20 protein-coding genes and 1 pseudogene are annotated in these 23,834 nt (G+C 58.9%); 7 read left to right on the top strand and 14 right to left on the bottom strand.

From position 1 onward, the window contains the following. Positions 1-43 precede the first annotated feature (43 nt). The 4 genes from mdtD (at position 44) to yccS (ending at position 6,632) form a co-directional block, all read left to right on the top strand. Positions 44-1,474, top strand: a complete 1,431-nt coding sequence (gene mdtD / locus TU86_RS10125) for a multidrug transporter subunit MdtD (protein ID WP_048364148.1) — start codon at positions 44-46, stop codon at positions 1,472-1,474. A gap of 171 nt (positions 1,475-1,645) precedes the next feature. Next, positions 1,646-2,983 carry an ATP-dependent RNA helicase DbpA gene (gene dbpA / locus TU86_RS10120; RefSeq protein ID WP_238936195.1) on the top strand — a complete coding sequence of 446 codons (1,338 nt, stop codon included), beginning with the start codon at positions 1,646-1,648 and terminating at the stop codon, positions 2,981-2,983. Between the two features lie 140 nt (positions 2,984-3,123). Further along, positions 3,124-4,302: a BaiN/RdsA family NAD(P)/FAD-dependent oxidoreductase gene (locus TU86_RS10115; RefSeq protein WP_048364146.1), complete on the top strand. Its 1,179-nt coding sequence runs from the start codon at positions 3,124-3,126 to the stop codon at positions 4,300-4,302. Positions 4,303-4,457: 155 nt separating this feature from the next. Further along, positions 4,458-6,632, top strand: coding sequence for a YccS family putative transporter (yccS, locus tag TU86_RS10110; RefSeq protein WP_048364145.1), 2,175 nt, complete (start codon positions 4,458-4,460; stop codon positions 6,630-6,632). 113 nt (positions 6,633-6,745) lie between these two features. On the opposite strand, the gene TU86_RS10105 is transcribed toward yccS, so the two are convergent. Beyond that, entirely contained in the window at positions 6,746-7,483 is a 738-nt protein-coding gene (locus TU86_RS10105) for a substrate-binding periplasmic protein (protein ID WP_048364144.1), read from the bottom strand. Between the two features lie 219 nt (positions 7,484-7,702). Between TU86_RS10105 and TU86_RS10100 the strand changes: the two genes are divergently transcribed. Beyond that, a complete protein-coding gene (locus tag TU86_RS10100) occupies positions 7,703-8,170 on the top strand; it encodes a GNAT family N-acetyltransferase (protein WP_048364143.1) in 468 nt (155 codons plus the stop codon). On the opposite strand, the gene TU86_RS10095 is transcribed toward TU86_RS10100, so the two are convergent. The 3 genes and pseudogenes from TU86_RS10095 to TU86_RS10085 form a co-directional block, all read right to left on the bottom strand. Continuing rightward, on the bottom strand, positions 8,161-8,457 hold the full coding sequence (locus TU86_RS10095) for a winged helix-turn-helix domain-containing protein (RefSeq protein ID WP_048364142.1): 297 nt from the start codon (positions 8,455-8,457) through the stop codon (positions 8,161-8,163). The genes TU86_RS10100 and TU86_RS10095 overlap by 10 nt on opposite strands. A 64-nt stretch (positions 8,458-8,521) precedes the next feature. Next, positions 8,522-9,022: a YgjP-like metallopeptidase domain-containing protein gene (locus TU86_RS10090; RefSeq protein WP_048364141.1), complete on the bottom strand. Its 501-nt coding sequence runs from the start codon at positions 9,020-9,022 to the stop codon at positions 8,522-8,524. Between the two features lie 87 nt (positions 9,023-9,109). Next, positions 9,110-10,432: pseudogene (locus TU86_RS10085) on the bottom strand (diguanylate cyclase domain-containing protein); the annotation flags it as partial. A gap of 327 nt (positions 10,433-10,759) precedes the next feature. Between TU86_RS10085 and TU86_RS10080 the strand changes: the two are divergent. Then, positions 10,760-11,431: a polysaccharide lyase family 7 protein gene (locus TU86_RS10080; protein ID WP_048364140.1), complete on the top strand. Its 672-nt coding sequence runs from the start codon at positions 10,760-10,762 to the stop codon at positions 11,429-11,431. A 41-nt stretch (positions 11,432-11,472) separates the two neighbouring features. On the opposite strand, the gene TU86_RS10075 is transcribed toward TU86_RS10080, so the two are convergent. After that, positions 11,473-12,468: a cytochrome-c peroxidase gene (locus TU86_RS10075; protein ID WP_275575746.1), complete on the bottom strand. Its 996-nt coding sequence runs from the start codon at positions 12,466-12,468 to the stop codon at positions 11,473-11,475. A 240-nt stretch (positions 12,469-12,708) separates the two neighbouring features. On the opposite strand from TU86_RS10075, the gene TU86_RS10070 reads away from it, so the two are divergent. Further along, positions 12,709-13,053 carry a hypothetical protein gene (locus tag TU86_RS10070; protein ID WP_048364139.1) on the top strand — a complete coding sequence of 115 codons (345 nt, stop codon included), beginning with the start codon at positions 12,709-12,711 and terminating at the stop codon, positions 13,051-13,053. Between the two features lie 128 nt (positions 13,054-13,181). On the opposite strand, the gene dsdC is transcribed toward TU86_RS10070, so the two are convergent. From dsdC to epd, 9 genes are all read right to left on the bottom strand, one after another. Beyond that, complete coding sequence (gene dsdC / locus TU86_RS10065; protein ID WP_048364302.1) at positions 13,182-14,126, bottom strand: DNA-binding transcriptional regulator DsdC; 945 nt, start codon at positions 14,124-14,126, stop codon at positions 13,182-13,184. Between the two features lie 93 nt (positions 14,127-14,219). Next, entirely contained in the window at positions 14,220-15,572 is a 1,353-nt protein-coding gene (gene dsdA, locus TU86_RS10060) for a D-serine ammonia-lyase (protein ID WP_048364138.1), read from the bottom strand. A 215-nt stretch (positions 15,573-15,787) separates the two neighbouring features. After that, positions 15,788-18,226: a TonB-dependent siderophore receptor gene (locus TU86_RS10055; protein ID WP_048364137.1), complete on the bottom strand. Its 2,439-nt coding sequence runs from the start codon at positions 18,224-18,226 to the stop codon at positions 15,788-15,790. A 112-nt stretch (positions 18,227-18,338) separates the two neighbouring features. After that, positions 18,339-19,286: a FecR domain-containing protein gene (locus tag TU86_RS10050; protein ID WP_048364136.1), complete on the bottom strand. Its 948-nt coding sequence runs from the start codon at positions 19,284-19,286 to the stop codon at positions 18,339-18,341. Continuing rightward, entirely contained in the window at positions 19,283-19,786 is a 504-nt protein-coding gene (locus tag TU86_RS10045) for a sigma-70 family RNA polymerase sigma factor (protein WP_048364135.1), read from the bottom strand. Before TU86_RS10045 ends, TU86_RS10050 begins: the two co-directional genes overlap by 4 nt. A 276-nt stretch (positions 19,787-20,062) precedes the next feature. Further along, positions 20,063-21,127 (bottom strand): class II fructose-bisphosphate aldolase, encoded by a 1,065-nt coding sequence (gene fba, locus TU86_RS10040; protein ID WP_047278209.1) that lies wholly within the window; start codon positions 21,125-21,127, stop codon positions 20,063-20,065. A 176-nt stretch (positions 21,128-21,303) separates the two neighbouring features. Continuing rightward, positions 21,304-21,522, bottom strand: a complete 219-nt coding sequence (locus TU86_RS10035) for a lipoprotein (protein ID WP_048364301.1) — start codon at positions 21,520-21,522, stop codon at positions 21,304-21,306. A 32-nt stretch (positions 21,523-21,554) separates the two neighbouring features. Continuing rightward, positions 21,555-22,718 carry a phosphoglycerate kinase gene (locus tag TU86_RS10030; protein ID WP_048364134.1) on the bottom strand — a complete coding sequence of 388 codons (1,164 nt, stop codon included), beginning with the start codon at positions 22,716-22,718 and terminating at the stop codon, positions 21,555-21,557. Positions 22,719-22,744: 26 nt separating this feature from the next. Further along, complete coding sequence (epd, locus tag TU86_RS10025) at positions 22,745-23,800, bottom strand: erythrose-4-phosphate dehydrogenase (protein WP_048364133.1); 1,056 nt, start codon at positions 23,798-23,800, stop codon at positions 22,745-22,747. Positions 23,801-23,834: the final 34 nt, after the last annotated feature.

Here is a 23,834-nt window from a genome sequence, read left to right as displayed (position 1 = left end):
GCGACAGCCACTACACAGAGTTTTGATCAGAAAAAGAGGTCCTATGCCCGCACGCCCGGTTCTGAGTCCTGAAACGCTGCGCTGGTTGCCGTGGGTGGTGGCCATCGCGTTTTTCATGCAGTCGCTTGACGGCACCATCCTCAACACCGCGCTGCCCGACATGGCCAGCGACCTGAAAGAAAACCCGCTGCGCATGCAAGGCGTGATCGTCGCTTATATGCTCACGGTCGCGCTGCTGATACCGGCCTCGGGCTGGATCGCTGACCGCTTCGGCACTAAAAAAATCTTCTTTACCGCCATTCTGTTGTTCAGCTTCGGATCGTTGCTGTGCGCGCTGTCAGGCACCCTCAACGAGTTGATCGGCGCCCGTATCATTCAGGGCCTTGGCGGTGCGCTGATGCTGCCCATCGGGCGGCTGGTGGTGCTCAAGGCCTACCCGCGCTCGGAGCTGGTGCGCATCATGGGGTTTATCACCATCCCCGGCCTGCTCGGGCCGTTGATCGGTCCCACCATGGGCGGCTGGATGGTGCAGTACCTGAGCTGGCACTGGATATTTTTGATCAACTTGCCCGTGGGCGCATTTGGCTGCTGGGCGGTGTGGCACTTTATCCCGGACCTGCGCGGCGATGAGCGCACACGGTTCGACGGCCTGGGCTTTGTGCTGTTTGGCGCAGCGATGGTGTTTATCACCATTGCGATGGAAGGCTTGGGCGAGTTGCACATGCCGCACCTGCGGGTCATGTTGCTGCTGTTTGCGGGCATGGCGTGCCTGGCGGCGTACTGGCTGCGCGCCGGTAACATCGCCAACCCGCTGTTTTCGCCCAAGCTGTTCAAGACCAAAACGTTTGCCGTGGGCATCCTGGGTAATCTGTTCGCCCGCTTGGGCAGCGGCGCACTGCCTTTTTTGGTACCGCTGCTGCTGCAAGTGGCGCTGGGCTACTCACCGTCCCAGGCCGGGATGAGCATGCTGCCGCTGGCCGCCGCGGCCATGTTGGCCAAATGGATTGCACGGCCGCTGATCGAGCGTCTGGGCTACCGCAAAGTGCTGACGATCAACACCTTTGCGCTGGGCATCATGCTGGCCAGTATGGGGCTGGTGACGGCGCACACGCCGTACCCGCTGCTGCTCGCGATGCTGGCCGTGCTCGGCGCGATCAACTCGCTGCAATTCACGGCGATGAACACCGTCACCCTGATCGACCTCGATGACGCCAGCGCCAGCAGCGGCAACAGTTTGCTGTCAGTGGTGGCGCAACTGTCGCTGAGCCTGGGCGTGGCCTGTGCGGGCGCCTTGCTTGGCGGGTTCACCGGGGATGGCGGCAGCGACGGGGTCGACACCGTACTTGGCGCGTTCCAGCTGACCTTCCTCACCGTGGGCATCATGGCCATGCTGGCAGCGGCGATCTTCCTGCAACTGTCGCCTCAGGACGGGCGCAAACCCAAAGCCAACTCGGAGCATGAGCTGGAGCATTGATCCCGGCTGTAGGCGCCAGCGTGCTGGCGCCTACAGGTTCTGCACCGCAACTCGTCCAGAATCTTCAGGCAAAGGGCGCTGGGCTGTTACACTGCGCGACATTTTGTTTTGCAGGCCAGTCCCGTGACCACCATTGCCACCGCTTTTAACACTCTGCCTTTGTCCGCCGCCATGTTGGCTAACCTCGACTCACTCGGTTATGCCCAGATGACGCCGATTCAGGCGCAGAGCTTGCCGGTGATCCTCAAGGGTATGGACCTGATCGCTCAGGCCAAGACCGGCAGCGGCAAGACCGCCGCCTTCGGTATCGGCCTGTTGAACCCGATCAATCCGCGCTTCTTCGGCTGCCAGGCGCTGGTGATTTGCCCAACCCGCGAACTGGCTGACCAGGTGGCTAAAGAAATCCGCCGTCTGGCCCGCGCCGAAGACAACATCAAAGTGCTGACCCTGTGTGGCGGCGTGTCGTTCGGCCCGCAGATCGGCTCGCTGGAGCACGGTGCGCACATCATCGTTGGCACGCCAGGCCGCATTCAGCAGCACTTGCGCAAAGGCTCGCTGGTACTCGACGGTTTGAACACGCTGGTGCTCGACGAAGCTGACCGCATGCTGGACATGGGCTTTTACGACGCCATCGAAGACATCATTGTCAAAACCCCGGAACGTCGCCAGACCCTGCTGTTCTCGGCCACCTACCCGACGGGCATCAAGCAGTTGTCGTCCAAGTTCATGCGTAACCCGCAGCAGGTTAAGGCCGAAGCCCTGCACACCGACAGCCAGATCGAGCAGCGTTTCTACGAGATCTCCCCTGAAGAGCGCATGAGTGCCGTGACCAAGGTGCTGGGCCATTTCCGTCCACAATCCTGCGTGGCGTTCTGCTTCACCAAGCAGCAGGTTCAGGAAACCGTAGATCACCTGACCTCCAAAGGTATTTCGGCCGTTGGCCTGCACGGCGATCTGGAACAGCGCGACCGTGATCAAGTCCTGGCGATGTTTGCCAACCGCTCTACCTCGGTACTGGTGGCCACTGACGTGGCAGCCCGTGGCCTGGACATCGACGCACTGGACATGGTGCTCAACGTTGAGTTGGCCCGCGACAGCGAGATCCACATTCACCGTGTAGGCCGTACCGGTCGTGCGGGAGAGAAAGGTATCGCCATCAGCCTGGTTGCCCCGTCTGAAGCGCACCGCGCCCAAGCCATCGAGCAACTGCAAAAGGCCCCGCTGAACTGGGAAAACCTGGACAGCCTGACCTCGCAGGGTGGCGCTCCGTTGCTACCCGCCATGAGCACGCTGGTGATCGGTGCCGGTCGTAAAGACAAAGTGCGTCCGGGTGACATTTTGGGCGCACTGACTGGCGATGCCGGCATTCCGGGCGCTCAGGTGGGCAAGATTGCCATCTTTGACTTCCAGGCCTATGTCGCCGTCGACCGCACCATCGCCAAGCAAGCGGCACAGCGTTTGAGCGAAGGCAAAATCAAAGGCCGCGTGTTGCGCGTGCGCGTGTTGTAACACCGCGGTATCGGCTCCCTCACCCCTCTGCCTGAGGGGAAGGGGGCTGATCTGTACAGAATTCAAGATCACCTCAATCAAGCGCCCTCTGCCTTCGGGCGAGGGTTGGGGTGAGGGCCGTTTTTAATGAGGATTCAGTTTTGCGCTCTACCGACGTTGTAATTATTGGCGCTGGCGCCGCAGGTTTGATGTGCGCGCTGACCGCTGCCGGACGTGGGCGCAAGGTGATGCTGATTGACCACGCCAACAAGGCGGGCAAAAAAATCCTCATGTCCGGCGGTGGCCGCTGCAACTTCACCAATATGTACGCCGAACCCAACCATTTCCTGTCGCAGAACCCGCACTTCTGCAAGTCGGCACTGGCCCGTTACACCCAATGGGATTTCATCGCGATGGTGGCCAAACATGGCGTGCCGTATCACGAGAAAAAACTCGGCCAGCTGTTCTGCGATAACAAATCCAGCGACATCCTCGACATGCTCCTCGACGAGTGCAAACAGGCGGGCGTGAGCCTGCACCTGGACACCTCGGTGGAGCAGATCGAAAAAACCGACACCGGTTACAGCCTCAACACTACGCTGGGCCCGATCAACGGCCAGTCGTTGGTGATTGCCACCGGCGGGCTGTCGATTCCGACCCTCGGCGCGACCGGTTTCGGTTATCAAGTGGCCAAGCAATTCGGTCATACGCTGCTACCGACCCGCGCCGGGCTGGTGCCGTTTACCATCACCGACCAGCTCAAAGCACTGTGCACGGAGCTGTCGGGGACTTCGGTGGACTGCCTGGTGAGCTGCAATGATCAAAGTTTTCGCGAAAACATCCTGTTCACTCACCGGGGGCTGAGCGGGCCGGCGATCTTGCAGATTTCATCGTTCTGGCTCCCTGGTGACACGGTTGAGATCAACCTGCTGCCCGACGCCGACGCGCTGGACTGGCTGCACACCCAACAAGCCGAACGCCCCAACAGTGAGCTGAAAACCCTGCTTGGCGAAATCTTCACCAAGAAGATGGCCAATCTGTTGGCCGAGCACTGGTTTGTGTCCAAGCCGATGAAGCAGTACACCCCGAATGAACTGGCAGACGTGGCCGACAAACTGGCGTGCTGGAAGGTTGTACCGGCAGGCACCGAAGGTTACCGCACGGCGGAAGTGACACTGGGCGGGGTGGATACCCGCGAGGTGTCGTCCAAAACCATGGAGTCGCTGAAAAGCCCCGGCCTGTACTTTGTCGGCGAAGTGCTGGATGTGAGCGGCCATCTGGGTGGGTTTAACTTCCAGTGGGCGTGGGCATCGGGTTACGCAGCCGCGCAGTACGTCTGACCCTCGCCTAAAGCGGCGAGCGTTTAAACATCAACGCGCGCCGCCTTCGCCTTCATGGGCGCAAAAATAATTTGAGCGCGATGTGAACAGTGTCATTGCACTGTCGTCTTAACTGGCTCAATTTAGCGAAACGACTCGCAAGGCCACGCCACTTCATGTCATCGAAAACTTTTCAGCAGTCTTTGCGCCGCCTGTGGGCGCGGGACAAGTTCAGTTACAGCGTTCGGGTGTTTATCGCCCTGACCGGCAGCATGGCTTTTTGCTGGTATCAAGATGAGATGAAGCTGCTGATCCCGCTGTTTCTGGGGATCATCGCCAGCGCCCTTTCCGAAACCGATGACAGCTGGCAAGGCCGTCTCAACGCCTTGCTGGTGACATTGGTGTGCTTCACCGCCGCCGCGACCACCGTCGAGTTGTTGTTCCCCTATCCGTTGCTCATGGTCTGCGCACTGGCGCTGGCCGCGTTCGGCCTGACCATGCTCGGTGCGTTGGGCGAACGCTATGGTGCCATTGCCTCTGCCACGCTGATCCTGGCGGTGTACACCATGATCGGCGTCGATCAGCGCGGCGGCGAAGTCACCGATTTTTGGCACGAGCCTCTGCTGCTGGTGGCTGGCGCGGCCTGGTACGGGCTGCTGTCGGTGCTGTGGCAAGCGCTGTTTTCCCATCAGCCGGTGCAGCAAAGCCTGGCCCGGCTGTTCTGGGAGTTGGGGCTGTACCTCAAGCTCAAGTCCTCATTATTCGAACCGATCCGCACGCTGGATGTAGAAGCCGGGCGTCTGGACCTTGCGCGGCAAAATGGCAAGGTCGTCGCCGCACTGAACACGGCCAAAGAAATCATTCTGCACCGCGTCGGTAACTCGCGGCCCGGGTCCAAACTCAGCCGATACCTGAAGCTGTATTTCCTCGCCCAAGATATCCACGAGCGCGCCAGTTCTTCGCACTACCCGTACAACGCTTTGGCCGACGCCTTCTTTCACAGCGATGTGATGTTCCGCTGCCAGCGCCTGCTGCGCCAACAAGGCGTGGCCTGTCAGCGCCTGTCGGACTCGATCAAACTGCGCCAACCGTTTGTCTACGACGACAGTTTTGCTGAAGCCCTGAGCGACTTGCACGCCTCTCTCGAACATCTGCGCATTCAGAGCAACCCGGCCTGGCGCGGCTTGCTGCGCTCGCTGCGCGCGCTGGCTGCCAACCTCGGTACGCTCGACCGGTTGTTGAGTGACGCCAGCAACCCCGACACCCTGGCCGACGCCACCGACAGCAGCTTGCTGGATCGCTCGCCGCGCAACCTCAAAGACGTCTGGTCGCGGCTGCGCCAGCACCTGACGCCGACCTCGCTGATCTTCCGCCACGCCCTGCGCCTGCCTTTGGCCTTGTGTATCGGTTTTGCGATGGTGCACTGGATTCACCCGACGCAAGGTTACTGGATCATCCTCACCACGCTGTTTGTCTGTTCGCCCAGCTATGGCGCCACACGGCGCAAGTTCAGTCAGCGCATTATCGGCACGGCGATTGGTTTGGCCGTGGGTTGGGCGCTGTTCGACCTGTTCCCCAACCCGCTGATTCAATCCATGTTCGCGGTGGCCGCAGGCGTGGTGTTCTTTATCAACCGCACCACGCGCTACACCTTGAGCACCGCCGCGATCACCCTGATGGTGCTGTTCTGCTTCAATCAAGTGGGCGATGGCTACGGGCTGTTCCTGCCGCGCCTGTTCGACACGCTGGTGGGCAGTGTGATTGCAGCGGCGGCGGTGTTCCTGTTCTTGCCCGACTGGCAAGGCCGCCGTCTGAACAAGGTGCTGGCCAATACCTTGAGCTGTAACAGCCAATACTTGCGGCAGATTTTGCAGCAGTACGCGCAGGGTAAAACGGATGATCTGGCGTACCGGTTGGCGCGACGCAATGCGCACAACGCCGATGCGGCGCTTTCGACCACACTGGCCAACATGCTGATGGAACCGGGGCATTTCCGTAAGGATGCCGACATGGGTTTCCGCTTTTTGGTGCTGTCGCACACCCTGCTCAGCTACTTGTCAGGCTTGGGCGCGCACCGCGACACCCCACTGCCGGGGGACATACGTGAGCAGTTGATTGAGGGCGCGGGGCGGCAGATTGCCGACAGCATTGACCTGATCGCCCAAGGGTTGGCCGCCAAACAACCGGTGGCGGTGCAAAGTGATGAAGAAGAAGCGCTGGCCAATGAACTGGAGCAGATGCCGGACGAACTGGACGAAAGCCAGCGACTGGTGCAAACCCAACTGGCACTGATTTGCCGCCAGCTTGGGCCGTTGCGCACGCTGGCGGCGCATTTGATCAAGACTGCGTAGCGCTGCTCGTGAGCAACCGCTGCGTGTATTCATGTGCCGTAGTCGCTGATCAGGGACGAGGCTGCGATCGAGCGCAAAGCGCCCGTGAGCCCAGGCACCTCGCTGAGGATGGATCACATCCCATGCGCTTTGATCAACCGATCAAAGCTGCCATCGGCTTTCATGGCGATGATTTCGCGGTCAAAGTCCGAGACGATTTTGGCGTGGTCCGGGTTCTGTAGGCTGACCAGAATATGCAGCTGGTTTTCGCTCAACACCTTGGGCATAAACTCCACCGCATTGCGCACCCGCGCCGACTCACGCGCCAGCCGATACCGCGCCACGTACTCGTCTTCCAGGGTCAGGCTGACACGTCCGGCCACCAGCATGCGCACGGCCATCGCGAAGTTATGCACAGGTATTTTTTTGAGCTGGGTGTGGGTGTCAAATTCGGCTGTGTAGGCGTAACCCGGCACATAGGCAATGCCATAGCCGGATAACTGCGCGAGCGTAGTGAAGTCCACCGGGGAGTCTTTGCGCCGAATAAAGCGCAGACGATTTTGCAGGTAAGGGGCCGAAAACTCGCCAATCTTCATGCGGTCTTCGTCGTACCAGGCGTTGACCAGAATGTCGTAGCGCCCGTTGCGCAAGCCCATCATGGCCCTGGCCCACGGCACCTGTTCGAAACCGCTGCTATAACCCGCGCGAGCCAGGGCGGTACTGACCAGATCGGTGGCCAGCCCGCCATTGACCAGCGTGCCATCCGTAAAGGGGGGCCACAGGTCTCCCACCAGACGCAGCGGTTCAGCACTCGCATGCTGTGCCCACAAGGTCAATCCCGACACAATCAAAGCCCGACGCAAGCGAGACATGCAAGATCCTTAATGGGTAGCTGCTTATTGTTATTTAGCTAGCATTTAGCCTGGGGCATGCTGATCGCGGTCAAGGCACACATTCGCGACCTGATCAAAGATAACCGGCAACGGCCTTAAGTTGATATCAAAAAGCCGCATCCGTTGACACTTTTACGCTTGGCGCCCATCGGTATCACGCCTAGTATCAGGCCATCGTCTCTCTCTCAGGACAACACCGTGACCACCGACTGGATCTGTAAACACCACAGCGACTTGGGCAAAGAACAGCTGTACGCCCTGTTGAAACTGCGTTGCGACGTCTTCATTGTTGAGCAGAAATGCGCCTACCCCGACATCGACGGTCAGGATCTGGAGGGCGATACCCTGCATGTAATGGGTTGGCAAAACGATGAACTGGTGGCCTATGCGCGATTACTGGATCCGGCTTCACACGCGGGGGATGTGATCATCGGCCGCGTAATCGTTGCCGCACAAGCCCGAGGAAAAAGCCTGGGCCACGATTTGATGGACTGCGTACTGGAGAACATCAAAGAGAACTGGCCGGGTGAACCCATCTTTTTGTCGGCGCAAGCGCACCTGCAATCGCTGTACGCCAAACACGGCTTTGTCGTCGCGGGCGAGCAGTACCTGGAAGACAACATCCCCCATATCGGCATGCGCCTGACCCCAGGCGATCAGGGATAACCCAGTACCTGCTTGATCTGTTCCACATGCTGGCCAACCCACGCACTGTCGATAGGGCCCCAGCTGTGGATCTGATAACGCCCCGCATGGTTGCGGGCACCGTCCTGTTGCTCGAACTCACACACGATGTCCAGATCGGCCAGTGCGGCAAGGGTGTCCTGCGCGGTGCGGCGCGGCATGCCCGTCATTTCGGTCAAGGCCGGGACGCTACTGGCCAGCTGGCTGTCAATCAGCCAGGCCACGTACAGACGCCGATAAAAGCTGCTTTTGGTTTTGCTGACTTCCATTCAACACTCCTGCTACAGGTTAGATTGCCGCGCTGGCGAGCACGCTCGCAGCGTCAACTGTTCGTCAGGGTTTACCCTGCAAATCGCGCCACGTCAGGTACACCCGCAGGTCGAACTCCAACTGGTGATACCCCGGCTGCATGTACTCGCACAACTTGTAAAAAGCCTTGTTGTGATCGGACTCTTTGAGGTGCGCCAGCTCATGCACCACGATCATGTTCAGAAACTCGGGGGCGGCATCCTTGAACAGCGAAGCCACACGCAGTTCTTTCTTGGATTTGAGCTTGGCACCCTGCACCCGTGAAATCGTGGTGTGCAAACCCAATGCGCGGTGGGTCAAATCCAGTCGGTTATCAAACAGCACTTTGTCAAAAGACGGTGCGTTGCGCAGGTACTCCTGTTTGAGTTCCAGCGCATAGGCATACAGCGCTTTGTCGCTTTGTACCGCATGTTTGGCGGGGTAGCGCTCACTCAGGTAAGCACCCAGTTGATCGCGCTCGATCAGGTGGCGCACTTGATCCTGCAACGTCTGAGGGTAAGCCTGAAGGTATTTGAGAACGGTCATAGGGGCCAACGCACAGCGTAAAAGTGCGCCAGTGTAGCGGCGCCACGGCGATTACTTCCAGTGAATGGGGTTCTGGAGCGTGTCGGCACTCAGTTGCGCCTCATAAAAACGGTACTGTTGACGTCCGGCGCGCTTGGCCTCGTACATCGCCGCGTCGGCTGAACGCAGCAACGTTTCGAGATGGGCATCACCGCCCAGACAGACCGCAATTCCGATGCTGACACCCAGGCTGACGTCCAGCCCCTGGAGGTGCTGGCGTACCGCAATCTTGTCGATCAGTTGCTCCGCGAGCTGCGCGGCCTCACGGGGATCATCCACATTCAAAAGCAGGGTGAATTCATCCCCGCCGATACGCCCCAGAATGTCGCCAGGCCGCGCACAGTGCGTCAATTGGTCAGCGACCCAACTCAAGGCCCGGTCTCCCACTTCATGCCCCAGCGAATCATTAATACGCTTGAAACCATCCAGGTCCAGGTACAACAGCGCCCGCAACTGCGTGCTCGTGTCATCCCGCTCCAGCACTTGCTCAACGGCCCGCTGAAAGCCCCGACGGTTGAGTAACCCCGTCAACGAGTCGGTCACGGCTTGCAACTCAAGCTGATGGTGCAGCAGGCAGACTTCAGACATGTCCAGCACCGTGACGACCATCGCCTGTTGCTGGCCGCTCAACGGCGCGCAGGATAGCGTCACAGGCAACAATTGAGCGTCAACGCAGCGCAAAATGGCGTCGTGAACGCGATAGATTTCCCCTCTTAGGTACCCGCGATAAATGGCGGACTCAAACCAGTCAGGTACATGGGGCTTTTGCAGAAAGTCCAGTAGTGGCACCCCCTTCAGTGCTGCCACCGGCACTTTGAGCAACCGCGAAATAGCAGGATTGGCAAAGCGGATACGGCCGTCTTCATTGACCACCAAAATCCCCTCTGCAGCGTTCTCCAAAACTGAGGCGTTGAACGCTTGGGCAATCTCCAGATCGTGGCTCAAGCGACGCAATGCGCGGGTATTACTCTGCTGCTCAAGCAGTGCCTGCACTTTGGGTTTGAGGATCTGCGCGTCAAACGGCTTGAGCAGGTAGTCCACCGCGCCACAGGCGTAGCCCTCAAGCACGGCATCACGCGATTGCGCATTGCCCGTCAAAAAAATAATCGGTGTAAAGCGAGTGCGCTGGCTGCCACGCATCAGCCGGGCGACTTCGAACCCGTCCATGCCTGGCATGTGCACGTCCAGCAGCACCAGGTCGACCTCATTGCGCAGCAAGATATCCAACGCTGCCACGCCGGATACAGCGGTGAGAATTTGCCAATCTTCACGCTGCAACAACGCCTGCATGCTGACCAGATTTTCGGGGTAATCATCCACTACCAAAAGAACAGAGCCAGTGTCGACTGACTTCGTGTGCACGCATTCCATGCTGCTTCTCTATTTGACTGTCCTGAACTCAGGTGAAAACCGGACAAAACTGAGGGTTAACTCTAAACCCGAGCCTCACAAAGCAGAAGTGATACGCACCTACACATGTGGACATAAATGGATCCAACCGACTAACGGTATAGCTGTTTAACCCCGCTTGTAATGCTGGCTTTACGCTTGCGTGACCATTCGTTGTCGCCCATAAAAAAGTGCCATCACTTTAACTGGCCATACCGTTCGTCCTATAAAGACCGCCCTTCAAAGCCATGGACCAATCGCCTCAACCGCGTTTGATGCCTGTAAGTGCAGCTGCCCAAGGCCTGAAACATGATCGATCTGGCAACCTGGAACCTGAGTGTTCCTGTCGGCACCACGCCGACGACCATCGACACCCCTCGCCTGCTTAAAGGTTTCAAGAATGTGTATTTTCACGCCGACACCGGCACCCTGTTTTTTTGGGCACCCGTCACCGGCAGTACCACCGTCAACGCCATCTACCCTCGCAGCGAACTGCGCGAGACCCGCGCCGATGGCTCCCTGCGCAACTGGCTATACCCCAGCGCCAACCATTTTTTGAATGCCACCCTCGCGGTCAATCAAGTGCCGTCATCGGGCAAGATCGTGATCGGGCAGATCCACGCGTTTCAAAGCCAACAGCCCATGCTCAAGCTTGAGTATCAGTACAAGACCAGCAAGCTCAGTGGCAACCTGGTGGCCAAGGTGCGCATACGGCCCAATGACACCACCATAAAAACCGTCACCGTTGCCGAAAATGTGCCGCTGGCAAAAAGCTTCACCTATGTGATCAACCTGACACCCGACGGTACGCTGAACATCAAGGGCGCCAATAAGGAGTGGCACAGCCCCATCAGCGCCACTTGGCGCGACAAACCGCTGTATTTCAAGGCGGGCGCCTACGTGCAGGACAACACCGGCAATAGCAAGGAAGGCGCTCAGGTCACGTTCAGCAAGCTGGACATCGACCACGACGCGCCGTGAGTCAAACGCAGAGCCGCACTGGCGGCTCTGCGATCAGCGCATCACTGACCGAATGGCACGGGATGCGGGGTTTGCGGGGAGGAAGGTGGCAGCTGCGGCAACTTGAAATCCGGCTGATCGCCGGTCAGGGTTTTAAGAAAGGCCACGATCTGGCCGACTTCTTCCTGGCTCAACTTGCGACCTAATTGCAGGCGGGCCATCACATCCACTGCCTCGTCCAGATTCCAGTACGCGCCATCATGGAAGTAGGGGTAGGTCAGTTCCACGTTACGCAAGGTTGGGACCTTGAACAGCATGCGGTCGGTGTCTTTACCCGTCAGACCTGCCACACCCTGCGAGGGGTTTTGGGTGACATAAGGTTCGATCATGCCCATCTTCTGCATCGAAGCACCGCCCACCGCTTCGCCGTTATGGCACGCAATGCAGCCCGTGCTTTTGAACAGCTCATAACCTTTGAGCGCGGTTGGGCTGAGGGCGTCTTTCTCGCCCTTCAACCAGCGATCGAACGGCGCATTGGGCGTGACCAGGGTTTCTTCAAACGCCGCCAGCGCATCGGTGATGTGGTCGATGCTGACCGTGTCGTCGCCATACACCGCCTTGAAAGAGTCGCGGTATTGCGGGATCGAACGCACCACATCGGACGCCAGGTTATGGGTAAAGCCCATCTCACCGGGGTTGGCGATAGGCCCACCGGCCTGCTCCTTGAGCGTCTTGGCGCGCCCGTCCCAGAACTGCACCACGTTCAGGCTGGAATTGAGCACGGTCGGTGAGTTGATCGGCCCTTGATGCCAGTTGTGCCCGATTGAGGTGGGCAAGTTATCGCTGCCGCCCATGCTCAGGTTGTGGCACGAGTTACAGGAAATAAACCCGGACTTGGACAAGCGCGGGTCAAACCACAACTGCTTACCCAGCTCCACCTTCGCCGGGTCGGTGATGTTCGCCGGTTGTATCGGCTGTATCGGTTCATTCATGGGCGCAGCGGCCCACGCCTGCGCCCCCAGCATCAAACTACAGAGTGCGACCCACGGTTTAATCACGGTTGTTCTCCATCACGTTATGGTTTTTTGATCACTATGGGTCAGTTGCCGTGATGGCCAGATGATACGGGTCAAGGGATGCGGCCCCGGCAAAAAGTCGGATGTTTCCATATGTAAATGAAGGGCGTTTCCGAGAAGGTGTTTTCACCTCAGCCACTGCTTGCGGGCCGGAAAGTCAGCGGACTATCTTCTTGAGTCGCCGAGTGCCTTGGCTCAATTGATGATCCCAGTGGAACAACCATGAAAAAAAAGCGCGACGATCACCAGCACGACGAATCGACCCGGCGCATTGTGGATGAGCTTGATGCCGAGCCTGCGCCGCTCGACAGCCTGAACCCAACCCGCAACGATGACGTTTCCCCGGCCTCGCCTTTCGCCGTGCGGGGCAACGTGCGGGCGCTGGAGGCGTTGAAGCATGTGTCGATGCTGCTCAAAAGCGCCGAAGAAGTCTCGGATGAAATCACCGAGCGGGCCAGTGGCATTGAGCGCGGCTTGGTGTGGTCGCTGGTGCACTCGGTCGAAATGTCACGCGCGCTGGTGGATGCGCTGCTCAAGGGCAACGGCGTCGACCCCGAGTCGCTGTAGGCACAAAACCTGTAGCCGCTGACGCGTAATGCGAGATTGGATACGTCAGATACAGACCCACCAGCGCAACGCGCCCGATCGCAGCCTCGTTCCTCGACAGCGACTACAAAACGCGAATACACCTCTCCTTACGTGACCGTCTGCTGCGCGCATTCATGCAGCCAGTCGATAAATACCTGCACGCGTTTTGGCACGGCGCTGAGCGGTGGATGCACCAGGTAATAGTCGTAGTGGCCGCACACACTGAAGTCGGCAAAAGGCAGGATCAGTTCGCCGCTATCGACGCGCTTTTGCACCAGTTGCTGACGACCCATGGCAATACCCGCGTGGTTCATCGCGGCTGTCACGCTCAAGTCTGAGCGATCAAAGGTCAAGGTGCGTTTGGGCAAGGCATCGAGCAGGTTGTGCTGCTGCGCCCATAACGTCCACTCGGCATCGAACGCCGCATGGTCCCAGGCCAGAGAGTCGTGCAACGTGGTGCACAACTTCAAGTTTTGCGGGTTATTGAGCAAGTCGTGGCGTTGCGCATACGCAGGGCTGCACACCGGGGCCAGGCGTTCTTGCATCAAACACTGGCTGGCCAGGCCCGGAAACTCACCATTGGCGTAGTACAAGGCCAAATCGAATTTGCGGGTGCGAAAGTCGACGTTGTCATTGCCCACGCGCAGGTCCAGTGAGACCGAAGGGTATCGCTCTAGAAAGTCGGCCAGCCGGGGGACGAGCCAGCACTGCGCGACCGAGGGCCTGACATACAGCGCAATCGAGCCAGCAATGTCGGCCTGTGACGAATGCTCAAGGGCCTCGGACAACTCGCCCATCGCCTGCTGCAAAATGTCAAAAATGCGTTCGCCTTCATCAGTCAGGTTGACCTGACGGGTCAGACGCAGGAACAACTTCATCTCCAGTGCCGTTTCAAGCCGACTGATCCGGTGGCTGACCGCACTGGCGGTCAAGCACAGTTCTTGCGCAGCCCGCGCGAAACTCAAATGCCGGGCAGCCACCAGAAACGTATGCAGGTGGGCAAACTGGTTACTGTTGAGCCTGGCACTGATGCGCGGGGGAAGGTTGAGCATGGTGATGTGAGTGAGCCAAAAAGGGTGATCAGGCCGGATATGGCCGGGTTGCATAGTGCCATATCCGGTGTGATGCCTGAATCGAGTATCGGCTCAACCTTGGGCCAGCAACGCGCGGCCCTTGCTGATGTAAGCATCCATCTCGTCTGCGGGCACCCGATTGCCGCCCGTGGCCCAGATCAGGTGGGTGGCGTTTAGCAGGTGTTGCGCATCCAGCCCCAGGCGGGCCAGGTAGCCTTGCCGATCGGCCTGCACCCTGGCAATACCGGGTACGCCCGCCAGCGCAGAGGGTTCAAGGCGCAGGCCTTGATTGCGCTCCATCAGGGCCAGCAGGCTGTACATTTCTTCGTCGCTGACGGTGTAAAAACCATCGAGCAGACGCTGCATGGCCTTGCCCACAAACCCGGAAGCACGGCCCACGGCCAGACCGTCGGCGGCCGTCACGTTATCAATCCCGAAATCCTGAACACTGACCTGATCATGCAGCCCGGTGTACACGCCCAGCAGCATGCAGGGCGAATGGGTAGGCTCGGCGAAAATGCAATGCACGGCATCGCCAAAGGCCAGCTTGAGGCCGAACGCTACCCCGCCAGGGGCGCCACCCACACCACACGGTAAGTACACAAACAACGGATGTTGCGCGTCGACGGTGATGTGCTCATCCGCCAATTGTTGTTTCAGGCGTTCGCCGGCCACGGCATAGCCGAGGAACAAATTGACCGAGTTTTCATCGTCGACAAAATGGCAGCCCGGATCGGCTTCAGCCTGTTGTCGCCCTTGAGCCACAGCCGCGCTGTAATCACTGGCGTACTCAATCACGCTCACCCCATGGGCGCGCAAAGTGTCCTTTTTCCACTGCCGCGCATCGGCTGACATGTGCACCGTCACCTGAAAGCCCAAGGCAGCGCCCATGATGCCAATCGACATGCCAAGGTTGCCGGTGGAGCCGACGGCGATTTTGTATTGACCAAAAAACGCCCGCGCCTGATCGCTGTGCAACACGGCGTAATCATCATCGAGGCTCATCAATTTAGCGGCCAGCGCGAGGTCTTCGGCATGCTTGAGCACTTCATAAATCCCCCCTCGCGCCTTGATCGACCCCGAAATGGGCAAGTGGCTGTCGCGCTTGAGCCACAGCGCGCCTGACAAAGCCTGCCCATAGCGCTCTGCGAGCACGGTTTGCAATTGCGCGACCGGCACCACATCCGATTCAACAATGCCGTTGCTGGCCGCGGTTTCAGGAAATGCACGACACAGGTAGGGAGCAAACCGTGCGAGCCGGGCACTGGCATCGGCCACGTCCGCAGCACCCAGCCCTACATCGCCAAGCGCCTGCGCTGCGGGTGCCAGGCCGGGGTTGAACCAGCTGGTCTCGTGCAGGGCGACCAGATCGCTAATCAGTGGATAGCTGGCGCACCAGCTTTCAAGTGTTCTGCCCAAAATCATGATGGAGTCCCTTAAACAGTCAGACTAAAAGACGGATTGGATCGATCGCCGAGGCGCTCTTTGCTTCGCGCAATTAAACGTGACATCCGCGGAGGCTGACAAAGGATGGATGTTCAGGGGACAGGTGATAAGGGGTCATGTGTCGTGACTGACTTGACCCCTTTTTTACCGGCACCGACTGCTCAGGCAGAACAGTCAGGCGTTTGCAGGCAGAGTCAGAAGTCCCAGCGCGTGGTCACCATCACGTTACGCGGCTCACCATAAATGGCCGAGTTATAGAAGCCGATGTTGGTGTAGTAATACTTGTCGAACACGTTATTGACGTTAACGGTGGTCGACAGGTTTTCCGTGAATTGATAACGGGTCATCAAATCAACTACCCAGTACGGCTTTTGCGAGAAGTCTTCGTAGCGGTCTTTGGGGCCGTTATACATCTCTTGCCAGGCCGTGCTCTGCCAGCGTGCGCCACCGCCCACAGAAACTTTGTCGAGGGCGCCCTTGAGTTTGTAAATGGTGTAGAAACTGAGCTGGTCTTCAGGCTCAAACGTCGAAATCTTCTTACCCGTGTCATCGCGCACCACCTTGTGCGTATAACCGCCCTGCACGCTCCAACCCGGGCTGAGCTCACCGGATATTTCCAGTTCATAGCCCTTGGTGCGCGCGGCCGTGCCCTTGAAGGCATAGTTGGGCGGGGTGGGCACCAGGTTGTTCCAGGCATCGTCCGGGATAGGGCGATTGCTTTCCTTGACTTCAAAATACGCGAGGCTGGCGTTCAAGCGACCGTCGAACATTTCGCTCTTGAGGCCGATTTCATAGTTTTCACCCTGGTCCGGGTCAAGCATCTTGCTGTGGCGATCCAGGTTGTAGAACTCCTGCGGCATGAACACATCGGTGTAGCTGGCATAGGCTGTCAGGTAATCGGTCAGGTCATAGGTGATGCCCGCGTAGGGAATCACCCGTCCCGACTCACGATACGTATTGGTGGTGCCGGTCAGGGTGTAATCGACGACCCGGGCGCCCAGAAAGACGTTCAGCTCATCGGTGACATTGAGCCGCGTCGTGGCGTACACACCGGTCTGGCGCACCGTGTCATCGCTGATTTGCGACGCTTTGCCCCAATCAGGTTTGGCCAGGTGGCCCTTCCAGTTGAAGTAATCGACCAGATTGGGCGTGCCAAACGTGACATCCCAATAGCCTTTGCCTTGCCAGTTGGCTTTGCTGATCGAGCCGCCCAGTACCAGTTCGTGTTCACGACCCAAAAAATTGTAGGGGCCGCTGACATAGATGTCGGCCGCATCGCTGGTGGTTTCGCCTTTGTAGCGCTGTGCGTTGATGGTGGCAGTGCCGTCCATCGCCGGCTGGTTGAACTGGATGGCCCCCAACTGGGCATCGTAGCCATTGAGCTTGTGATCCAGTTGCAGTTTGCCGACCCAACCGCCACCCAGATCCTGTTCCAGCGTTGCAAACACGGTGCGGGTGTATTGCTGCCAACTGCTCCAGTCGGTGGCGTTGCTGAATGAGCGTTTGGCGCTGTTGATCTCGCCTGCATAGTTGTACAGCGGAAAGCTCCCCGACCAGGTTGAGCCTTGGGGCTTGTTGTCCTGATAGTCGGCGCCCACGGTCAGCAACGTGTCCGGCGTGAGGTCGGCTTCGAGGATGCCGTAGAACACCGAACTCTGGTTGGAGTAGCGGTCGATGTACGACTGGCGGTCCTGATAGGCCGCCACGGCACGCCCCCGCACATGACCGCTTTCGGTCAACGGGCCGCTGACATCGGCTTCCGTGCGGTAGTTGTCCCAAGAACCCGCGCCGGTGGTGATATGGCCATGAAACTCGCGGGTAGGTTTTTTACGCACCAGGTTGATGGTGCCGCCCAGCGAACCGGCGCCGCTGAGCAGCCCCGACGCCCCCTTGAGCACCTCGATCCGGTCATAGATCGCCATGTCACTCAGCGTATTGCCCGCCGAATAGGCCACGTTGCGCACCGCCGAGGGAATACCGTCGTACTGGAAGTTGTTGATCGAAAAACCGCGCGAGTAATAGTTGGTGCGGTCTGTGTCATACGCCGACACAGTGATGCCCGGTGTATGGCGCATCACGTCATCAACGTTATCGAGCGCGAAGTCATCCATGTGCTGACGGGTGATGACACTGATCGATTGCGGTGTCTCGCGGGGTTTGAGCACCATGCGCGTGGCGGTGGCGATATAGCCCGGCGTGTACGAGCCAGTGCCCTCGGTCACCGTGCCCAACTGGTTGGTCACAACCTCGGTGGCGCCCAACTCCAGAGCGGACTGAATACGGCTGGCGACCAACACATAGCCCCCATTGCGTTGACGCTCGGCTTGCAGCCCGCTGTTGGCCAGCAAGCGGTCCAGCCCTTCCTCAATGCTGTAGGACCCTTCAAGCCCGCCCGTGGTGAGATCACGCGCCTGTTGGGTATCGAACGAAATCGTCACCCCGGCTTGCACGCCAAATTGAGTCAGGGCGCTGCCCAGCGGGCCGGGGGCTATCTGGTACACCGCCTGGTTTTGGGCATACCCCACAGCCGGAGTCAACGCCAATGCAGACAGGCTGGCGAGGGACGCGCCCAATACCGTCAGGCGCACAGCGCGGGTTATTTTATGAGTGGCACTGAGGGGGAGCGGGAGCATTCGGAGATCCTTGCGTTGTCATGGCACAAACTCGCTATGAGCGTGGCTTATGTCATTGACGGATGAGAATCGAAATCAGCAAGGTTAAAACTCAAACCTTTTGCATCGGCGCTCAGACCGGTTCGATGCTGGCCCAATAGCGGGTCATGAAACGAACCTTTACCGGCAGGGTTTTGCTGAGATTCTCCAGCACTGTTTCTGTGTCATCGATACGAAACGCCCCTGAAATGCGTAAGTCTTGAACTGCTGCCGCACAGTGCAGAACCCCCGGACGATAGCGACTCAACTCATCCACAAAGTCGCCCAGCCGCCAGTCGTCCACACTCAACATGCCGTGTACCCAAGCCGTCGAGCCTGCGGATAAAGGGCGAATGGCATCGACACCCTCGCGGTCGAACGTGACTTGCTGCCCCGCCTCCAGTCGCACGGGCTGACCGGCAAAGCGGTAGGCCGACACTTCGACAGCGGCCTGCAGCACCCCGACCCGAGTGTGTCCGGACAGTTGACGCACGCTGAACTGCGTACCCAGTGCGCGAACGCGACCTTGGGCGGTGTCCACGATAAAGGGACGTTGGGCCGGGTCCTTGGCGGTCTGAATCAAAATTTCACCCCGGTACAGCTGGATCAGCCGTTGGTGTGAGTCAAAACGCACATCCAGCGCCGTGTCGGTATTGAGTTCCAGCTGCGACCCATCCGCAAGCGCAAGCGTGCGCCGTTCGCGACTGCCCGTGCGTTGCTGGGCCAGCATCGAGCGGTACGGCACCTCTTCAACCGCCAGCCAGCCACACGCGCCTGCGGCCAGCAGTACACTGAGTATTTTCAACACTTCACGGCGCTGTGCCTTGGCGGCACTGAGGCTGGACAAAGCCGACTGGCGGGGCACCCTGGCCCATTGTTGCTGAAGTTTCTCGACACGCGACCACGCAGCCGCATGCTGGGGACTGGCGTCCAGCCAGGTTTGCCACGCACGGGATGTGGCCTCGCACTGCGCGCCGTCATTCAATTGCACGAACCACGTCGCCGCGGCCTCAAGCGTCTTGAGGTCAGGCGCGCGGCTCATTCGTCCTCCATCAGCAACAGGCAGCGGGTCATGGCGCGAATCAAATGGTTTTTCACGGTGGTGACGGACACACCGAACCGTTCGGCTGCCGCCACGTAACTCAGCCCTTCAAGCTGCACGGCGAGGAAGATCTCGCGGGTGCGGCTGCCCAATTCATCGAGCAGCGTATCGATCGAGACCAGCATTTCGATGATCGACAGACGCGTCTCGGGCGACACATCCACCGGCTCTGGACGTAGCGACAGCGTGTGCAGATAGGCTTGCTCAATGGTGCGGCGGCGCGATTTATCGATCATCAGCGAACGCGCAATCGCGCTCAGATAGCCCCGCGGTTCGCGGATCGGCGTGTCGATACGCGCCGTCATGACGCGCACAAACGTATCCTGGGCCAAGTCCGATGCATCGGCCGCATTGCCCAATCGCACCCGCAACCAGCCCTTCAGCCAACTGTTGTGGTCGCTGTACAACTGATGAAGAGCTGAACGTTCAAGCGCCGACATGAGCATGCCACCAATGCGTAAATGGTAATCGCTCGCATTGTCGTGATGGCACGCTGATTATGCAAGGGGGATTCGACAGCAGGGGTGGGCCGAGGAACAGGCATAAAAAAATCCGCAGTCCCTGAAGACTCCGGATTTTCGGGTTGCGTGCGGCGGGTCGCTCAAGATTGAGCTATTTACCGGGCAACACTTTCTGCCTTTTTACAGGAGCCAGCGAGGGCTGCGAGCTTTTGATCTCGAAAGCCCACAGCCTTCACCAGCGCCTACCAACAGGTCTTAGTTGACCTTGGCGTTCAGTTCACCCTTGAGGTAACGCTGGTACATGGCTTCCAGGGAGATCGGCTTGATCTTCGAAGCGTTGCCAGCGGTACCGAAGGCTTCGTAACGGGCGATGCACACGTCACGCATGGCCGTCACGGTCGCGCCGAAGAACTTGCGCGGGTCAAACTCGCTTGGGTTGGTCGCCATCAGGCGACGCATGGCGCCCGTCGATGCCAGACGCAAGTCGGTGTCGATGTTGACCTTGCGCACGCCGTGCTTGATGCCTTCAACGATTTCTTCAACCGGCACACCGTAGGTTTCCTTGATGTCGCCGCCGTACTCGTTGATGATTTTCAGCCACTCTTGCGGCACCGAAGACGAACCGTGCATCACCAGGTGAGTGTTCGGAATACGTTTGTGGATTTCTTTGATGCGGTCAATCGCCAACACGTCGCCGGTCGGTGGCTTGGTGAACTTGTACGCGCCGTGGGACGTACCAATGGCAATGGCCAGGGCGTCCACTTGGGTGCGCTTCACAAAGTCAGCCGCTTCTTCCGGGTCGGTCAGCATTTGGCTGTGATCCAGCACGCCTTCAGCACCGATACCGTCTTCTTCGCCGGCCATACCGGTTTCCAGCGAACCCAGGCAGCCCAGCTCGCCTTCTACCGACACACCACACGCATGCGCCAGCGCAACTGTCTGCTGGGTGACACGCACGTTGTAATCGTAGTCAGTCGGGGTCTTGCCGTCTTCGCCGAGCGAGCCGTCCATCATCACCGAGCTGAAACCCAGCTGGATCGAACGTTGGCACACGTCAGGGCTGGTGCCGTGGTCCTGGTGCATGCACACCGGGATATGCGGGAACTCTTCGATTGCAGCCAGAATCAGGTGACGCAGGAACGGAGCGCCTGCGTACTTGCGCGCACCGGCCGAAGCCTGAACGATCACCGGGGAGTCAGTCTTGTCAGCGGCTTCCATAATGGCGCGCATCTGCTCAAGGTTGTTGACGTTAAAAGCTGGAACGCCGTAGCCGAATTCGGCGGCGTGGTCCAGCATCTGACGCATGCTGATAAGTGCCATTGTGTGTCTCTCTCCCGGACGAGGGTCGTTAATCGTGCAAGCCTGCCGTAGCGGCAGCTGCTATTCAAGTTTTTGCAGATCGGGGGTTTAGCCCTTTACTGCGAATTCGTTTTCGCTGAAACGTTACAGCTCCAGCCATAGCTACACGCCGCTCTGTAGGAGCTGGCGTGTTCAAATCATGGGCACCCGCGTACTTTTGAAGGCGTGGGTGACTCGTATTTTTCCAGCGCTTGCGGCCCTGATCGTTTATTGACCAATGGCAAGCTCTGCGCCTGCCAGTCGGCCTGATAGCAGCCGCTCTCTTCAGGCGTAGCCGCTTCAGGTACTGACTCGCTTGAACCGGCGCAACCGGCCAACAAGCCCGCGATCATCAACAGCGGTAACAACTTGACCATGTCCATGCTTCCTTTCAGGGCCTGAATCATTTTCAGGCTTTGGCGCGGCTTTCCAGCACTTCTACAGCAGGCAGCACTTTGCCTTCAACGAACTCAAGGAATGCACCGCCACCGGTGGAGATGTAGGAAATTTGATCGGCCACACCGTACTTGTCGATGGCCGCCAATGTGTCGCCGCCGCCTGCAATAGAAAATGCAGCGCTGTCGGCGATGGCCTTGGCCAGCACTTTGGTACCGTTGCCGAACTGATCGAACTCGAACACGCCGACAGGTCCGTTCCACAGGATAGTCTTCGAGGTCTTCAACAGCTGCGCGAAGTGCTCGGCTGTTTGTGGGCCGATATCCAGAATCATGTCGTCTGCTGCCACATCAGCAATCAGCTTGACGGTGGCTTCGGCGCTTTCAGCAAATTCCTTGGCCACGACCACATCGGTAGGCAACGGCACGTTGACCTTGGCGGCGATGGCACGCGCGGTGTCCAGCAAATCAGGCTCGTACAGCGATTTGCCCACCGGATGACCGGCCGCCGCGAGGAACGTGTTGGCAATGCCACCGCCAACGATCAGCAGGTCGCAGATCTGGCTCAGGCTGTTGAGTACGTCAAGTTTGGTCGACACCTTGGAGCCTGCAACAATCGCAGCCATTGGCTTGGCCGGAGCACCCAGGGCTTTGCCCAGTGCGTCCAGTTCCGCCGCCAGCAACGGGCCCGCGGCCGCCACTTTGGCGAACTTGGCCACGCCGTGGGTCGAGCCTTCGGCGCGGTGTGCAGTGCCAAAGGCATCCATCACAAACACGTCGCACAGGGCCGCGTATTGCTTGGCCAATTCGTCAGCGTTTTTCTTTTCGCCTTTGTTGAAGCGCACGTTTTCGAACAGCACGATGTCGCCGGCTTTAACGTCCACGCCATTGAGGTAGTCGCTCACCAGCGGCACTTCACGGCCCAGCGCCTTGCTCAAGTAATCAGCAACAGGCTTGAGGCTGTTTTCTGCTGAAAACTCGCCTTCAGTCGGACGGCCCAGGTGCGAGCAGACCATGACTGCCGCGCCTTTTTCCAACGCCAGCTTGATGGTCGGCAGCGAAGCAAGGATGCGCGCATCGCTGGTGACAACACCGTCCTTGACTGGGACGTTGAGGTCTTCGCGGATCAGCACGCGCTTACCTTGCAGATCGAGGTCGGTCATCTTCAACACGGTCATGGGTCGCAGTTCCTGAGTTTCTAATGTTAGAGAGCGGGTTTTGGGTGAGTTACGTGCAGATAGTGCTCAGCCACATCGATCATTCGATTGGCAAACCCCCATTCGTTGTCGAACCACGCCAGCAGGTTCACCAGCCGGGGGCCGGAAACGCGGGTCTGGCTGGCGTCAACAATCGCCGAATGCGGGTCATGGTTGAAATCACAGCTGGCGTGCGGCAACTCGGTGTATGCCAACAAGCCTTTGAGCGGGCCGCTGGTGGCAGCCTCGCGCAGCATATCGTTCACTTCCTGCGCGGTTGTGTCGCGCGCAGTGGTCAACGTGATATCCAGGCACGACACATTCAAGGTCGGCACCCGTACGGCTTTGGCTTGAATTCGGCCAGCAAGTTCCGGCAACAAACGTTCGATGCCTTTAGCCAGACCGGTGGACACCGGAATCACGGACTGAAACGCCGAACGTGTACGACGAAGGTCTTCGTCGTGGTAAGCGTCAATCACCGGCTGATCGTTCATCGCCGAGTGAATGGTGGTGATCGACACGTATTCCAGACCAAACGCTTTATCCAGCAAGCGCAGCAGCGGCACGCCGCAGTTGGTGGTGCAAGAAGCGTTGGAAATCAGGCGTTCGGTACCGCTCAGGCTGTGCTGGTTCACGCCGTACACGATGGTGGCGTCAGCATCTGCCTCGCTGGCCATCGGTTGCGAAAACAGCACCGCCGGTGCGCCGGCATCCAGAAAACGTTGGCCGTCAGCGCGCGTGTTGTAGGCACCGGAGCATTCCAGCACAAGATCTACGCCCAATGCGGCCCAGTCGATGCCTTCCGGAGTGGCACTGCGGAACACTTTCACGCAGTCGCCATTGATATGCAGGCAGTCGCCTTCGATCCGTATCTCGCCGGGAAACCGGCCATGTGTGGAGTCGAAGCGCGTCAAATATTCGAGACTGGCCATGTCGGCCAAATCATTAAGTGCAACAATTTCAAACCCGGCAGCCGCGCCTCGTTCAAACAACGCCCGCAAGACACAACGACCAATGCGGCCGTAGCCGTTGAGTGCAACTTTGTAAGGACGCAGTTCAGGCATGGGGTTCTCTTATTCAAAACCTGTAGTCGCTGCC

Source organism: Pseudomonas weihenstephanensis, from assembly GCF_001043055.1.
GTDB classification, from domain to species: Bacteria; Pseudomonadota; Gammaproteobacteria; order Pseudomonadales; family Pseudomonadaceae; genus Aquipseudomonas; species Aquipseudomonas weihenstephanensis.
Note: the sequence above shows the minus strand (reverse complement) of the source record. Positions and strands in the feature narration are given on the sequence as shown.

Excerpts from the sequence above, each read along its gene's own strand:
- mdtD (WP_048364148.1), top strand. The coding sequence starts at position 44 with ATGCCCGCACGCCCGGTTCTGAGTCCTGAAACGCTGCGCTGGTTGCCG.
- dbpA (WP_238936195.1), top strand. The coding sequence starts at position 1,646 with ATGTTGGCTAACCTCGACTCACTCGGTTATGCCCAGATGACGCCGATT.
- yccS (WP_048364145.1), top strand. The coding sequence starts at position 4,458 with ATGTCATCGAAAACTTTTCAGCAGTCTTTGCGCCGCCTGTGGGCGCGG.
- TU86_RS10105 (WP_048364144.1), bottom strand. The coding sequence starts at position 7,483 with ATGTCTCGCTTGCGTCGGGCTTTGATTGTGTCGGGATTGACCTTGTGG.
- TU86_RS10095 (WP_048364142.1), bottom strand. The coding sequence starts at position 8,457 with ATGGAAGTCAGCAAAACCAAAAGCAGCTTTTATCGGCGTCTGTACGTG.
- TU86_RS10090 (WP_048364141.1), bottom strand. The coding sequence starts at position 9,022 with ATGACCGTTCTCAAATACCTTCAGGCTTACCCTCAGACGTTGCAGGAT.
- TU86_RS10080 (WP_048364140.1), top strand. The coding sequence starts at position 10,760 with ATGATCGATCTGGCAACCTGGAACCTGAGTGTTCCTGTCGGCACCACG.
- TU86_RS10070 (WP_048364139.1), top strand. The coding sequence starts at position 12,709 with ATGAAAAAAAAGCGCGACGATCACCAGCACGACGAATCGACCCGGCGC.
- dsdC (WP_048364302.1), bottom strand. The coding sequence starts at position 14,126 with ATGCTCAACCTTCCCCCGCGCATCAGTGCCAGGCTCAACAGTAACCAG.
- dsdA (WP_048364138.1), bottom strand. The coding sequence starts at position 15,572 with ATGATTTTGGGCAGAACACTTGAAAGCTGGTGCGCCAGCTATCCACTG.
- TU86_RS10055 (WP_048364137.1), bottom strand. The coding sequence starts at position 18,226 with ATGCTCCCGCTCCCCCTCAGTGCCACTCATAAAATAACCCGCGCTGTG.
- TU86_RS10050 (WP_048364136.1), bottom strand. The coding sequence starts at position 19,286 with ATGAGCCGCGCGCCTGACCTCAAGACGCTTGAGGCCGCGGCGACGTGG.
- TU86_RS10045 (WP_048364135.1), bottom strand. The coding sequence starts at position 19,786 with ATGTCGGCGCTTGAACGTTCAGCTCTTCATCAGTTGTACAGCGACCAC.
- fba (WP_047278209.1), bottom strand. The coding sequence starts at position 21,127 with ATGGCACTTATCAGCATGCGTCAGATGCTGGACCACGCCGCCGAATTC.
- TU86_RS10035 (WP_048364301.1), bottom strand. The coding sequence starts at position 21,522 with ATGGTCAAGTTGTTACCGCTGTTGATGATCGCGGGCTTGTTGGCCGGT.
- TU86_RS10030 (WP_048364134.1), bottom strand. The coding sequence starts at position 22,718 with ATGACCGTGTTGAAGATGACCGACCTCGATCTGCAAGGTAAGCGCGTG.
- epd (WP_048364133.1), bottom strand. The coding sequence starts at position 23,800 with ATGCCTGAACTGCGTCCTTACAAAGTTGCACTCAACGGCTACGGCCGC.